Genomic DNA, 15,208 nt, shown 5'->3' with positions numbered 1-15,208 from the left:
CTTACCCCTTGGCCACCACAGACCAGCTATGTTCAATATCATAAATTCCAACGGCACTGAAGTTATCGGCTACAGAAAACTCACAGACCGGTACAGCTTCGTTAATTATCTGTATACCATCTTGATCATTGACAGCGACTCGCCAGTTATAAATACCTGACAACAACTTCAATGCGGGAAAATCAATAGTCACTCGTCCTTCCCGACTTAGGGAAAATGGTTCTAAGCCACGCATTGCTGTAGTCGTCCCACAGATATATACCCCATCTTTACGGTAAAGATTAAAGACAAAGGTCAGCCCATCGAATTCCCCGTCACTTCCTTCATATTTGTAATCGAAAGACAGTTTAACATTGTCACCGCTAGCCAGCTCGGTTACTGAATTCCCAGTCCGATCGAGAAGAGATACATTAGCTATTTTTATCAATCTGCTACTTATTTCATTTTCAATAGCTTTATTTTCGGCATCTTGAGTCTCCATCACACTCTTCTGCATATCAGAAAGGTAATGCTGAACAGCAACATCTGCATTTCCAAAATAACGCTGTACACCTTTTTCAAGGTATAGTGCACTATTACAGATATTTCGAACCTGATAATCATCGTGCGAAACGAACAGGATTGTACATCCATCATTTCTGATTTCATTAAACTTCTTTACACATTTTCGCTGAAAGCGTGAATCTCCAACAGCAAGAATTTCATCTACGATTAATATTTCAGGATCGACATGAATGGCAGTGGCAAAGGCTAAACGTGCAAACATACCACTCGAAAAAGTCTTAACCGGCCGCTCGAGAAATTCACCGATATCGGCAAAGCTAGCTATTTTATCGAAACGCTCCGTAATTTCTTTACGCGTTAAGCCCAGAAGAGATGCATTCAGGTAAACGTTTTCACGCCCTGTGAACTCTGGATTAAACCCAGCGCCAAGCTCTAACAACGGTGCAATACGCCCTTTAGTAAATACGCTGCCGCTTGTAGGCGCCAAAGTTCCACAGATCATTTGCAACAGAGTTGATTTACCGGAACCATTGACACCAATAATACCGACTGTTTCACCTTTTCTAATCTCGAAATTAACGGAATCCAGAGCGACAAACTCCCTACCCTTAGCCCCCCGATACCCCAGTAAGGCTCCCAGGCGCTGCATCGGGCTGGAATAAATCTGATAAACTTTACGCAGATTTTGCGCAGAGATAACAATATTAGAGGACATCAGCAAAGCCTCTCTTTACCTTTTTGAACCAAGTTATAGCTAATACGTACAGCACAATACTGATACCCCAATAGAGTGCATAGCCTTCAAGACTGAATAATTTTCCGTACAGGACGACATCACGTAAAGCTTCGACAATAAACGTTAACGGATTAATATAAATCAGCATACGATATTGTTCTGGAACAGCAGTAATAGGATAAAATATAGGCGACATAAATAACATTAAGGCAATGATAACTGAAACAACCTGCCCCATATCACGAATATAAACACCTAGCGATGACAAAAATAATGAAATGCTATATGATAATAAAATCAATGGAAGAATAACAATAGGAACTAATAATGCCATTAGACTAACAGGTTGCTTTAGTAAAATACAAAAAATGGCAAAAACAATGCATCCCATAAAGAATTGGAATAATGCGCCAAAAACAGACACCCAGCACAAGGATTCAAGAGGAAATAAAACTTTTTTAACATAGCTGACATTATATACATATATTGTTGTCGCCTTGCCAAGGCATTCGGCAATAAAACCATGTGTCAGCAGACCGGCAAACATAATCAAAGTGTAATTTTCTGTCGTTGTCAGCCCCCACTTGGCTTTAAAAACAAAGCCAAAAATAAAGCTATAGATAGAAAGCATAATCACAGGGTTTAGCAGTGACCATACGATACCAAGACTAGTCCCACGATAGCGACTTTCAACATCCCGCTTGGTAAGATTAAAAATCAAACCTGTATTTTTCAACAATGTCTTCATATTAATTATTCATCTGATCAATAATTTTTGGAACTACTTTTTCCAGGCTCACTCGCCAGTTGCTATTGCAGATCCCGCGTTCACGATATATTTTTTCGCAGTTAAGTATCGCATGCTTAGGTCTTTTGGCTGCGCATTTATATTGTTCACTGTTAATAGAAGACAAAGCCATAAATCTATAACTATCGTCAAATACCTTAGCTAAAGAAAAAATCTCCGCAGCAAACTCAAACCACGAGACAATCTTGTCCCCGCAGAAATGATATAGCATGGGTTCATTAACCCCTTGGCTAATAATAGTGAGAATACATTTAGCTAAATCACCAGCATAGGTAGGTCGACCAAACTGATCGTTAATAATAGCAAGCGATTTACGTGTCTTTCCTAATTTAAGCATGGTATGCACAAAAGAGGTGCCATGCTCACTGAATAACCAGGATGTGCGGATCACCACGGCGCGTGAGCACGTGGTTAGTACGGCTTTTTCGCCAAGCAGTTTGGTTTGACCATAGACATTTAGCGGCCCCGTTGGTGAATCTTCACACAAAGAAACGCCCTCTTCTGCACCGCTAAAAACATAGTCTGTCGAAATATGAATCAGTGGAATGCTTAGGCTCTCTGCAATCATAGCCAGATTAGCTGGACCGATAACATTTGCAGCCTCCGCAACGATGATTTCTTCTTCAGCTTTATCCACTAGCGTATAAGCTGCTGCATTTACAATGAAATCTACATTCAACTCCGCAACAGTTTGCTGCACTGCAGGCCAATCAGCAATGTCAAGTTGTCTGCGGTCCAGGCTAACGATCTGCCAATTGCCAGGCAATGTATCCGCCAAGCAATGGCCTAGTTGACCATTGCCGCCAGTTACCAGTATACGCATTTAAAAAAGCTCGCTGAATAATTTGCCTTTAAGATCCTTCTCAGAAAGCTGGGGATGCTCTATAGGCCATTCAATCGCCAGTTCAGGATCGTTCCAACTCAAGCAGTGCTCGTTCTTCGGATCATAGTAATCGGTGCATTTATAAGCAAAGTCGACTTCATCACTCAACACCAAGAAACCATGTGCAAGGCCAGGTGGGATCCACAGTTGCTTCTTGTTACCCTCAGATAGATTGATCCCTAACCATTGTTTGAAAGAAGGTGAATTTGGACGGATGTCCACCACAACATCATAGACCTCCCCTCTTAGGGTATAGACCAGCTTCCCCTGGGGACGAGAGGTCTGAAAGTGCAAACCTCGCAGCACGCCACGTGTCGAACGAGAATAGTTGTCTTGAACAAAATCATGTTCAATATCAAGTAGTTCTTGGTAACGTTGCTTTTGGAACGTTTCGAAAAAGAAGCCACGCTGATCACCGAAAATCTTAGGTTCAATCACTTTGACGCCGGCAATCTTTGTATCAATTACTTTCATTTGACTACTCACTCACTCGGAATTTCCTACCCAACCAGTGTCTCCCTAGCGCTGCTGCCATTTTGAATAAGCCGAGAACACCTCACATTGAACTATATTTGAGTGGGTCTAAACGCCCTCTAAATCAACTTAAGATAGTTCGCTACTGAAGACATTGCAGGATAGCACAGTTTCTTCATTCCTTTAAAGCATCCTCCAGCATGAACACAGCCTCTACCTAGAGGCCCTGCTAGTCATAACATTACTCTAACATATCAAATCGTTAAGTGTCATAGGGCCTGGTTGGGACACATCAATGATAGCAGGCTAATGATGAAGTATGTGCGTTAACAACGTGAAAAAACCATGCATAGCTACTCTCATCGAGAATTAATCTCATTGATATAAAATGATTTTTTTTAATATTTTTTAAAGATATCACTTATTTGGGGATATTTAACATAGGATAACTCTGATGGTGATAATGAGATTGTTAATACAGACGTCTGACTGAAATATAATGTAAAAAACAAGTTGCCATATAAGGAAAATAAAACAGGCGTAATAAAAAATCACGCCTATTCAGTGTTATTTTAGCGATAACCCAGAGGGTTGTTCTTCTGCCAATTCCACGCATCACGCATCATGGCATCCAAATCACGGGTAGCCTTCCATCCCAATTCTTTGAACGCCAACCCTGGAGCGGACCAGCATTCGGCAATGTCACCGTCTCGGCGTGGTACAATTTGGTAAGCTACGTTGCGACCTGAAGCCTTTTCAAAAGCATGGAGCATCTCCAACACCGAATATCCTACCCCTGTCCCCAGATTATAGACTGTAAAGCCTCTGTGCTCATCGATGTGTTCAATCGCCTTGAGGTGCCCTTCAGCCAAATCCATGACATGAATATAATCTCTGACCCCCGTACCATCCTTAGTCGGATAGTCGTCACCGAAAATAGACAGTTTCTCCAGTTTTCCGATTGCCACCTGAGCAATATAAGGCATCAGATTGTTGGGAATACCATTTGGATCTTCACCAATCATGCCGGATTCGTGCGCACCAACCGGGTTGAAGTAACGTAAGGCGGTAATGGAGAATTGCGGTTCTGCTTTAGCGAAATCTTGCAAAATTTGTTCTACCATCAGCTTCGACGTGCCGTAAGGATTTGTCGTACCGCCAACGCGAGACGTCTCGGTCAAAGGAACTTGCTCTGGGGTGCCGTACACCGTGGCAGAAGAACTAAAGATAAACTTATGCACACCCGCACGACGCATTTCCTCCAACAAAACCAACGTGCCGGTGACATTGTTCTGATAGTACTCGAGCGGCTTACGCGTCGACTCTCCGACAGCCTTTAGCCCAGCAAAATGGATCACAGCCGAGATGTCGTGAGCCTCGAAAATGCGATGCAGACACTCAGCATCCAAGATATCGCCTTGGTAGAACTGAGCACTTCTACCCGCGAGTTTCTCAACGCGACGCAGAGACTCATCGGAAGAGTTTGATAAATTATCTAATACTACAACATCTTCGCCATGTTCTAACAAAGCCAGAACAGTGTGAGAACCGATATAACCGGCTCCTCCGGTGATTAAAACCGCCATAAAAACTCCTTACTCGCGCTCCTGGCGCTCAAGATGAACTGCCTTATTTAAGCAATCAATTGATTTTAAATGAAATTCGCACTAACGCACGTCTTTTCTATCATAATTGACCATCCCTATGTTCATAGAGTTCCTTTGATTCGATTGGCTTTACAAGTATGCAAACGAAAAGAGTTGTCGTAGGCAGCACCAGTGTATTCTCTTTTGTGCACAATGTGCTGATGCTCTTTACCGAGATTACCCTTGAGGATTTTGTATCCGAACTTCGGTGTCCATACGAGATGATACTGACAGCGATAGAATACATGGGAAGCGGATTCATATCTGTTCATGCTACTTACCCCTTGATTTGCTGATAACAAACCGAGGCAGTATTTAGCATGTGCCCCCTACGGGCATAGTCCCACATGAACGATCACCACCTCCATAAGGGGTGGTTTAGGATTGATAACAAAAAGAGCAGCTCAACGCTGCTCTTTCAGATTAATGCTCATAGTGAATATGTTGCTAGCGACTGCGGGCAAAATACTGCGCTACCCGCATAACATCTTTTTCATCCAACGTACCGGAGTCGCTCAGCAAGGTAATCCACGACTTGATGTAGGCGTACTTGGCGGAGGCCAGATCGCGCTGGGCGCTATAGAGCTGCTGTTCGGCGTTGAGCACGTCAACGTTGACACGTTGCCCGGCCAGCACGCTTTGCCGGGTCGCCGTCACCTGTGTGGTGGCCGATTGTACCGCCAACTCATAGGCCGCCACCTTGGCGCGGCTGCTGATGCACAGATTGTACTGCTTGCGCAGATCGTTGAGCGTGGTGCCCGTCTGCGCATCCATCTCATACATCGCCTGGCCATAGCGCGCCGCCGCCTGCCGGGTCGACGCCGAAACGCCGCCGCCGGAATAAATAGGCATGCTGACCTGCACGCCGATGCTGTCGGTGCGGTATTTCTGGTTAACCGTGTTATCGCTGCTGGAGTCGTTTTCCGAATGCGAAGCATACAGCTGAACCTGCGGCATAAAGCCCGCCCGATTCCTTTCAACGTCATACTTGGCGGCATCCACGCCATGACGCGAGGCGGCCAGCACCGGGTTATTCTCCAGCGCGATCTTTTGCCACTCTTCAAACTTGGACGGGATCAGCGGCGCCACCTTGAACTTGCCCGGCCGCAACACCTGCAACTCATCCAGCTGGTTCAGCGGCATGCCGATAATCACTTCCAATTCGCGCTGCGCGGCATCCAGCGCATCGTGCGCTTCGATGACCTGCGCTTCGGCCAGGCTGTAGCGTGCCTGGGTTTCCGATACGTCGGTAATGGTGCCTTCACCGGCGCTCATCAGGCGATCGTTCAAGGTCAGCTGTTCCTTGTAAGCCGCCTTTTGCGCTTCGGCCAACGCGATTTGATCCTTGGAATAGGCCACTTCGACATAGGCGTTAATCACCCTAACCGCAAGATCCAGCAACTTACCGCGATAGCGTTCGTCCGACATCATCGTCTGCGCGACGCCGGCTTTGTAGCGCGCGTACGCTTCATAATCGAACAGCGGCTGCGTCAGCGTGATCGAACTGGAATAACTGCGATATTGCTGCCGCCGGGTGACCTCCGAAACATTGCCGAAAAAGTCGCTCTGCGGATATTTTTGCGTCTGCCAGTTGCGCGGCGAATTCTGATAGTTCAGCGACACTTTCGGCAGCAGCCCCGCCCTGCCGATGTTTTCGTTCTCATCTCCCGCTTCTTTCTCTTTTATAGCCGCCCGGAAAGTCGGGTCCTTTTCTAATGCCAGCGAATATGCGTCTAAAATCCCTATCGAATAAACCGGCGCAGATATCGCAAACAAAAGGGTGCCGATAACCAGACCGGCAGCCTGTCGTTTTGATTGAATCAAAATTATTCCTCGGTTAATGAAGTATGAGCGCGATCCAAAATAGGTTTAAACAGATAGCTCAGCAGCGAGCGCGACCCCGTTTTCACGAACACCTCCACCGGCATCCCCGGCTTGATGTCCTCGCCACTGAGCATCTTCATGCCCTCCGGCGAGACCGTGACCTGCATCTGGTAGTAAGGCTCGCCGTTGGCTTTGTCGACCAGGCGATCGGCGGAAACCAACGTGACCGTTCCCGGAATTTTCGGGGTTTTGTTTTGGTTGAAGGCGGTAAACATCAGATCCACCGGCAACCCGTTGTACACCTTATCGATCAGGTCGACTTTGAGGCGAGAATCCACCACCAATGTCGCCTGGCTGGGTACAACGTCCATCAGGTGGTCACCCGCTCCCACGACGCCCCCCTGAGTGAAGATATTCAATCCGACCACGGTGCCGTCCACCGGTGAGGTGATGGCAGTGTTGCCCAGATCGAAATCGGCCATTTGCAGCTTATTGCGAAACTCGCTGGCGTCCATTTGGGTTTGCGCCAGTTGCGTTCTGACCTCGCGCTGATAGTCGGCGAAACGCTGGTCGATACGCTGCTGAGATTCCTGCAGCTGCTTTTGCAGCTGGCCAATCCGCCCGACGGTTTCATCGATGCTGCTGTTCACCTCGGCAAACTGACGCTGCACTTCCAGGTAGCGGTTGCGCGGCAGGTAGCCGTCCGCCGCCAGTTGCTTCATGCTGTTCATCTGCTCACGCAGGCTGGAAAGTTGAATCTGCTTGTTGGCGCGCGAATCCTGCAGGCCTTTCAATTGGAAACGAATCCCGTCCATCGACTGCTTATAACCGTCAATTTCACTTTGCAGCCCCTGGCGGCGGGAGGCGAACAGCTGCGTTTGCAACGCGATGATTTCAGCCACGCGCGGCTGAGTTTTGATCTGGGCAAAAATAGGGGAAAAAGTGACGTTGCTCAGACCGTCGCGCTCGGCGAGTAAACGCCCTTCGGTGGCCAGCGTGGTGTAGTACTGGTCGCGCAGGGAATCGACCTGCGCCTGTGCCTGCACCTGGCTCAACTGCACCAGGACTTCTCCGGCTTTCACCTTGTCGCCGTCTTTCACCGCGATATTCTTGATGATGCCGCTGGCCGGGGCCTGCACCGTTTTGCGGTTGCCGGAAACGGTTACCGATCCCGGCGATGCCACCCCTTTATCCAGAGGCGCGAACGCTGCCCAGGCCAAAAATCCGAACAGACCAATTCCCACGACCAGCCAGCCCATCCGGGTAAACCGCCGTTCATCCTGCGGGATCTCTTCAATATACGAGTCTTGCGGCTCGCCAATGTGCGTCGACATACCAACTCCTTTAAACTGCGGACGGCAATATAGCCGCCAGGCAATTCACGGCTTAATTAATTTGCGTTTTCGGGATATTGCCTTCATCCGGCTCGGAATTTACCGCCCTCACCGCTTGCTGAGGCGGTTGCGCCTGCGCTTTTTGCGCATTGGCTAACGCCTGAAGCACTTGTTGAGTCGGGCCGAATGCGTTGACGTTGCCATTTACCAGGAGCAACAGCTTGCTGGTCATCGACAGCAAATTGGTGCGATGGGTAATCAGAACCACCGTTTTATTACGTTGCTTGAGGAACATAATGGCCTGGTTCAACGCTTTCTCGCCCGCATCATCCAGGTTGGAGTTAGGCTCATCCAATACCACCAGCGAAGGGTCGCCATACAATGCGCGCGCCAGGCCGATACGCTGTTTCTGTCCACCGGAAAGCCCAGCGCCACCGTTGCCGAGCACCGAATCGTAGCCGTTAGGGAAACGCAGGATCAGTTCGTGCACGCCGGCCAGCTTGGCGGCTTCAATGACTTTCTCTGAGTCAATATCGTTAAAGCGGGCGATATTCTCGGCGATAGTCCCGGCAAACAGCTCAATGTCCTGTGGCAGATAGCCGATATACGGCCCCAACTCATCCTTGTTCCACTGATAGATGTCGGCATTATCCAACCGAACAATCCCTTCGCTGACCGGCCAAATGCCGACCAGCAAACGCGCCAGCGTCGATTTCCCCGACGCGCTCGGGCCAATGATCCCCAGCACGTCACCGGGCTGGATGGCAAAACTCACGTTATGCAATACCGCATCGCCTTGGGATCCCGGCGGCGTGGCGGTGACGCCTTCTACGGCCAGCACCCCTTCCGGGCGCGGCAAGGACATGCCGGTACCCCGTTGCGGATGCGTTTCCAGCAGCTTGACCAACCGGCCATAAGAAAGCTTCGCCGCGCTGTAGCTCTTCCAGACGTTAATAACCTGCTCAATCGGCGCCAGGGTTCGCCCCATCAGAATGGAACCGGCGATCATCATACCGGGCGTGATGTGCCCATCGATCGCCAGCCAGCCCCCCAGCCCCAGCACCAATGATTGCAGCGACATGCGCACAAACTTGGTGATCGACGTGACCCGCGATGCGCGTTCGCTGGCGATGCGCTGACTGTTCAAGAACCGCTGGTGCAGACCGAACCACCGGCGTTTCAGGTTAGGCAACATCCCCAAAGCTTCGATCACTTCGGCATTGCGCAGATTGGTGCTGGCCAGCGTCCCGGACATAATCGACAGCTTGCTGGCTTCCGCCAGCGGCTTTTTCGACACCATTTCGTTGATCACCGCCAATGCGATCAGCAACAGCGCACCGACCAGAGCGAAAAGCCCCAACCAAGGGTTAAAGAGGAATATCACCAACAGATAGATTGGAAACCACGGCGCATCAAAGAAGGCGAACAGCGCGCTGCCGGTGAGGAATTGGCGCAGATTGGTCAAATCGCTCAGCATCTGGCCGGCATCAGACGAGCCGTTTTTCAGATTCGCCTCGTAGGCCGCGGTATAGACTCGCGTGTTGAGCCGCATATCCAGCTGGCTGCCGATACGGATCACCACCATGCTGCGCACGTATTCCAACAGCGACATCATCCCGAACATGCCCAGCATGATCAGCGTCAGCATCAACAGCGTGATTTCATTGCGAGAAGGAAGCACCCGGTCATAAACCTGGAGCATATAGATAGAAGGAACTAGCATTAATAAATTAATAAATGCGGTAAATATGCCAACGGTCCAGAAAACCTTGCTGCGAGTCCGTATAACATCCGCAATTTCATTGCGCGGTATAAATTGGTTCACTTTCTGCCCTTACATCATGTGCACTGTCAGTCAAAATCCGCATTGATTTTTATGAGATTAACCTCACAAAAAAAGCCCCCAAACATGCTCAAGACTGCAGCTGCTTTTTCATTAACTATAGATACACATTTGGAATTCCAGCAAGGCGGCAGACGAAAAAAACATTCCTCAAAAATTCAAAAAAAAACCAATATAAAGCAAAAAGTTATCCAAACCTGAATGACAGGACACCGCCCCCCTTTCCCACGCCCCGGCAAAGTCAAACCGCCACCACTGGAAATAATTAGAAATCTAATAATCCCCACCGTTAAAAAAACAACCAAAATCATTGCACTCATAAAAAATATTAATCAACTGCGACAAAAACGCAGGATTAATTGACAACACAATTAGTTATAGAAAAACCAAAACAATAGAAATAAAAAAAATCCTATAGCCTTGACAAAAATCTCATCAGCTCCTTTGATTAAAACGTGAAAGCAACAATTGGCATTAGTATGTCATTTTTATATGCCGTTGTTTTCACAAGCTTTAATACTAAAAAATCTGACCAAACCTCTTCCTGGCACGGCTATGGGGGGCCGGTCACATCTTTCTTATGTCCGTAGAAAATGGGTACATCCAAAGGGGTAACGTATGGCCACATTAGTAGCACAGCAAAAAGCGGCTGCTTTTTTCCTTGCAATCTCTGGAAAGAATATTGATACCGCGGCGTTAGATTACTACTCGCAGAAAATTGAAACTTCTGCACTTTCTCTGGAGCAAGTTGCGCAAAAATTCATTACCGGCACCTCAAGCCTGAACGGTCTGACGGCTTCTCAAATCGTAACCAAGGTCTACACCGCAGTGAACGGTAGTGCCCCCAGCAGCAGCGTGCTTGCCGATCTTTTAGCGGGCAACCCCACCACGGCATCCGTTGTTGCCAAGGTGATTAACGACGTACTTAGCTACAGCGGTTTTGATTCAACGCTGCTGACAGCACAGAGCAATTTCGAAGCTCAAGTCGAAAAAACCCTGTTCCCTGTCGCGACAGCCGCATCGTCGGCCGGCGCAGCTGACGTACAGGGTGTTTTCCATGTCGTGGGCTTAACGCAAACTCAGGACGGCATTACCTACTGGGGAACCGTATTGGCGCAGGGCAGCAAAACGCTGGCGGCGGTCGCACAAACCTTCGTGAACAACAGCCCGCTGAAAACGTTAAGCGATAGCGATTTCATCAACGCCATCTTCCAAAACAGCTATGAACGCGCACCAACTTCGGCCGAAAGCAGCAGCTATCTCGCCTTGCTGAGTGGCGGCTCGACTCGTGGCGACGTCGTAGCTCAAGTGATCGCAGCACTGAAGGGCACCGTTGCCGCCGGCGATACCACGGCCCAACAGCACTTCCAGGCGGCGACGCACGTGTGGCAACCGGGTGAACTGCCGGCTCTGAACTATCAGGAACAAGTCGCAGCAGCCTTCCTGGCAATTCCTGGCCGTGGCGTCGATGCCCGCGGGCTGGACACCTGGAGCAAAGAACTGTTTGCCGGTAAAACTTATGCACAGGTCATCACTACCCTGATCAATTCAGCAGAGTCGCAAAAGAAAGGCGCTCAATTGACTGGCGATGATTTTGTTCAGCATATCTTTACCCTGGTGCATGGCACTGCCGCCACCGCTGCGCAATTAGCCAGCTATGGTGCGCTGGGGAGCAAAACGGCCATCACGCAGGCCATTATCAACGACCTGCGCAGCTCCGTCGCCACTGACAGTGCCACCGTCACTCAGCAGCATGGCTTCGAATACGATATCGGTACCAGCCTGCTGTACAAAACCGCGGCGTCTCTGACGGCAACGGCCGCCGGCGGCAACGCGACGGGCACCGTCAACACCGGCGCATCTCACCAAATTAGCAATGCCGAAACGGCAGTGTTGACGGATGTGCAACTGAACGCCAATGCCGCCAGCATCGTGAACCTGAAGTTCGCCGACCACCTGGCGAATCTGACCATCAACGGCACCAGTGCAGCAACGGTCAACCTGTCTGACAACGGGGTTAACCCTGGTGTCGATATTACCGTTAACAATGGCAACGTGATTCTGAACGCCAGTTCCGGAAATGATGATGTCATCGTGACGTCGACGGCCAACATCGCCACAGGCACCGGCGACTTTAACCTTGGCAACGGCAACGACTCGCTGAAATGGGCGGGGAATGCGGCAACCGGCGCAGCCAACACCGTCGGCGCCGGCATCTCCGCTAATGGCGGCGCGGGTACGGACTCCATCTCCGCCAACTTCATCACCAAAACCGTGGTGACCAACCAAAACGCCCTGGGCGTTCGTACCAGCACCGTGACCAGCAACGCCAACAACTTCTCGAACTTCGAGCAGATCGACCTGACCGGCTATATCGGCAAGTCCGTCGGTACGCTGATTACGACGCCGCTGATCGGTTCACCGACTACCACCAGCGTGACAACGCCAAACAACACCTTTGACTTTGGCCTGACCAACGGCACGTCCACGGTCGAAGGCACTACGGGCGGCACGGTTACGCAGAACGCGGCGGCCACCAATCTGGGCACTCAGGGGTTTGTGGTTTCCGGTCTGGCTAACGTCAACGTCATCAACGCCGCCGGCGGCAACGCCGCACAGTTGGCAGTGAAAGGGGACGCGACCGCTGCCAGCACGCTGAACTTTACCTTCGTCCAGAATGCCACCAATCACTTCGACATCAACTTCGATGCGGTGAGTTCCGCCAATGTGAACGCCGGTGCCATCACCCTCAACAGCAGCAGCAGCCTGATTGGCGGTACTGCATTGAGTACAGTTAACGTAGCCTCGGGCGGTACCGGCAGCTTTGACAATATTCTGTCATTGGCCGGCACCAATGCGCAGGTTCAGACCATCAACGTGACCGGTGATCACGCGCTAGATCTGACGGTGGGCAGCGGTTTCAGCAACGTGCGTGATATCAATGCGTCCACCAATACCGCGGGGCTGAATCTCGACTCCAGCCATGGCGGTACCGGTGACGGTATCATCATTCAGTTGCTGAACATTCTGCCGCTGAGCGTTGTCACCACCAACCTGTTGGCACCGGTGTTGACGGCGTTGGGCCTGAACGGTTACCAAATGACCGTAGAAGGTTCCAGTGCGGCCGATACTCTGGGCGTGATTGGCAACACCACGCTGACCGGCGGCGCAGGTGCCAACACCTACGACATCAAGGCCAGTAACACGCAGGCGGGTGTGACCATCAAGGACTTTAATAGCCTCAAGGACTCGATTGTCGACGTAAACCATGGCGGCCTGACTATCTCCGATGACGCCAGCGGCACCGCGGTAGCGAACTACGGTACGCGTTCTGCCGACACGTTGGATGCATTGTTGGGGACACTGGTGGGCGGTTTGACCAATGGCGTTATCGGCCTGCTGGGCGGTATTCTTGGCCTGGATAGCAGCAACTCGCTGACGTCGAAAGTGGGTGTGGCATCCGTTGTATTCAGCGGTGGCGGTAACACTGCCAGCTCTTACGTGATTATCGACAACAACGATAACCACTCGCTGGACCTCAACGATACCGTGGTATACCTGACTGGGCAAAACCACCAGCAATTGGTGGATACGCTGCACTACGCGTAAGCGTAACGCCTTCACCAAGCGTCCTGATTATTTATTCAGGGCCGCATGGAGAACGGCAGTTATATACTGATGCCAGCCGGCTATGCCGGCTGGCTTTTTTATAGGCGGCAAATGCAGGCGAATGACGAAGCAGCAAGCCGCTTATGACGCTGGACAAAAAAAAACCGCAAGCTTAATAAGCTTGCGGTTTTTTACTCACAGCCTGCCTACCAGGGCGAGGCAATCGGAGCACTGGAGCGCATCATTACCGGTACATCGCCATCGGGCGCAGCCGTATTCCCCTGAACCTCTTTGAGCGGCGTAGCACTTTGGTTTTGCGGCGCCTCACTCGCCATAAAACTGCGCAAGCCTGAAGAAATACCGCTGGATGGCTTAGCCACCGGTTTTTCCTGCCAGAATAGCATCGCATGTTGATTATTCCCTTTCAATGCGATGGAAATTTTACCGCCCGGCAGCACTTGGTATTTCTCAACGGAATACGATCGCGCAACATCTGCGACCTTACTTAAAGCCAGCATCGACGGCTTCGGTTGACCGTTTCTCGTCAGCAGCCCAAATCGATGTTCATTGATTTTCGGGTTGTCTCCATCATCGAGCAAATCGTACCACCATATCCCTTTGATAAAGGGCCGCGATTTGGCCAGGAAAGTATATTTCACCACATATTGCGCAGCCACATCTTTTGATAACCCGCCTTTACCGTCATAGGTTGGCACGCCGATTTCAGTGATATAAATCGGCACCGTCTTACCTGCTGCCTTTGCAAGCCGAGCCTCGAATTTATCCACGACGCCGAGGTTCCCCTCAGGGGCCCGTATAGCGTAATTATCGTTGCCATAGGAGTAAGGGTGGATGGAGAAACCATCAACGTAATTCAACACGCCGAGTTTAACGATGTTATCAACCCAGGAAGGATCGCGAGTTCCTGTTGGGTTGGCCGTTCCCGTAATGACAATTGCGTTGGGATCGGCCTTTCGAACCGCAGCAGCCGTAGCTTTCACCAACGCGACAAAAATCTCCGGCGGCGGTGGCGTGCGCGGCTTCGGCTTAATCGCAGTGGCATTCGTCCATTCGTTCCAGATCTCGTAATACTTGATCTTGCCTTTATATTTGGAGGCCGTCCAATACGCGTAGTTGGCAAAAGCCTGAATGGCTTCAGGCGTCGTTGGATAACCCGATGGATCGTAGAGTTTGTTACCGTACGCCAATACTAATAACCCATTCAGACCAAATTTTGCCTGGGCATCGTTAAACGCTTGGTCGGCCTTTTGCATATTGCCGGTTATGACATACTGCCCTTTTTGCTGTTCCAATCCGCTCCAGGGAAAATCCGCTCGATACGACGTGAAACCGTAACGCTTAATCAGATCCAAATATTTATCCGGATCGTTGGGATACCAGCGAAAATGCGCATGAACCCCGACTTCGAAAGCCAAGGCGTTCGCACTGATAAACATCAGCGGCAATGCGAAGGCCAGCGATGAAGCCGCCCCCTTCCAGCACCTCAGTTTACGGTTTGTTTTAGTCAACATCTGACCGACCTCCAG

At 50.1% G+C, this 15,208-nt stretch carries 10 protein-coding genes and 1 pseudogene; 1 reads left to right on the top strand and 10 read right to left on the bottom strand.

The window, feature by feature from the left end:
• Position 1: 1 nt before the first annotated feature.
• The 9 genes and pseudogenes from ACJ8HH_RS03710 to ACJ8HH_RS03670 all read right to left on the bottom strand — a co-directional run bounded on the left by ACJ8HH_RS03710 (position 2) and on the right by ACJ8HH_RS03670 (position 10,034).
• Positions 2 to 1,219, bottom strand: coding sequence for an ABC transporter ATP-binding protein (locus ACJ8HH_RS03710; protein ID WP_033646749.1), 1,218 nt, complete (start codon positions 1,217 to 1,219; stop codon positions 2 to 4).
• Positions 1,209 to 1,988: an ABC transporter permease gene (locus tag ACJ8HH_RS03705; RefSeq protein WP_033646751.1), complete on the bottom strand. Its 780-nt coding sequence runs from the start codon at positions 1,986 to 1,988 to the stop codon at positions 1,209 to 1,211. The genes ACJ8HH_RS03710 and ACJ8HH_RS03705 overlap by 11 nt, the downstream gene beginning before the upstream one ends.
• A 1-nt stretch (position 1,989) precedes the next feature.
• Positions 1,990 to 2,871 carry a dTDP-4-dehydrorhamnose reductase gene (gene rfbD / locus ACJ8HH_RS03700; RefSeq protein WP_033646754.1) on the bottom strand — a complete coding sequence of 294 codons (882 nt, stop codon included), beginning with the start codon at positions 2,869 to 2,871 and terminating at the stop codon, positions 1,990 to 1,992.
• Positions 2,872 to 3,405, bottom strand: coding sequence for a dTDP-4-dehydrorhamnose 3,5-epimerase (rfbC, locus tag ACJ8HH_RS03695; RefSeq protein WP_033646757.1), 534 nt, complete (start codon positions 3,403 to 3,405; stop codon positions 2,872 to 2,874). It abuts the gene before it with no gap.
• Positions 3,406 to 3,977: 572 nt separating this feature from the next.
• Positions 3,978 to 4,991 (bottom strand): UDP-glucose 4-epimerase GalE, encoded by a 1,014-nt coding sequence (galE, locus tag ACJ8HH_RS03690; RefSeq protein ID WP_060387485.1) that lies wholly within the window; start codon positions 4,989 to 4,991, stop codon positions 3,978 to 3,980.
• A 224-nt stretch (positions 4,992 to 5,215) separates the two neighbouring features.
• A pseudogene (locus ACJ8HH_RS03685) lies at positions 5,216 to 5,323 on the bottom strand (IS200/IS605 family transposase); the annotation flags it as partial.
• Positions 5,324 to 5,498: 175 nt separating this feature from the next.
• Positions 5,499 to 6,875 (bottom strand): TolC family outer membrane protein, encoded by a 1,377-nt coding sequence (locus ACJ8HH_RS03680; protein ID WP_039566802.1) that lies wholly within the window; start codon positions 6,873 to 6,875, stop codon positions 5,499 to 5,501.
• Between the two features lie 2 nt (positions 6,876 to 6,877).
• The gene (locus ACJ8HH_RS03675; protein WP_033637755.1) at positions 6,878 to 8,209 is read right to left on the bottom strand and encodes an HlyD family type I secretion periplasmic adaptor subunit; all 1,332 of its coding nucleotides are present in this window, start codon (positions 8,207 to 8,209) and stop codon (positions 6,878 to 6,880) included.
• A gap of 52 nt (positions 8,210 to 8,261) precedes the next feature.
• Entirely contained in the window at positions 8,262 to 10,034 is a 1,773-nt protein-coding gene (locus ACJ8HH_RS03670; protein ID WP_033637754.1) for a type I secretion system permease/ATPase, read from the bottom strand.
• Between the two features lie 636 nt (positions 10,035 to 10,670).
• Between ACJ8HH_RS03670 and ACJ8HH_RS03665 the strand changes: the two genes are divergently transcribed.
• On the top strand, positions 10,671 to 13,661 hold the full coding sequence (locus ACJ8HH_RS03665; RefSeq protein WP_033646762.1) for a beta strand repeat-containing protein: 2,991 nt from the start codon (positions 10,671 to 10,673) through the stop codon (positions 13,659 to 13,661).
• 206 nt (positions 13,662 to 13,867) lie between these two features.
• Here ACJ8HH_RS03665 and ACJ8HH_RS03660 read toward each other — a convergent pair whose 3' ends face one another.
• Complete coding sequence (locus ACJ8HH_RS03660; protein WP_060451760.1) at positions 13,868 to 15,193, bottom strand: cellulase family glycosylhydrolase; 1,326 nt, start codon at positions 15,191 to 15,193, stop codon at positions 13,868 to 13,870.
• Positions 15,194 to 15,208: the final 15 nt, after the last annotated feature.

This window comes from Serratia sp. CY32780 (assembly GCF_052169135.1).
GTDB lineage: Bacteria > Pseudomonadota > Gammaproteobacteria > Enterobacterales > Enterobacteriaceae > Serratia > Serratia sarumanii.
This window is presented reverse-complemented; position numbering and strand designations above follow the sequence as displayed.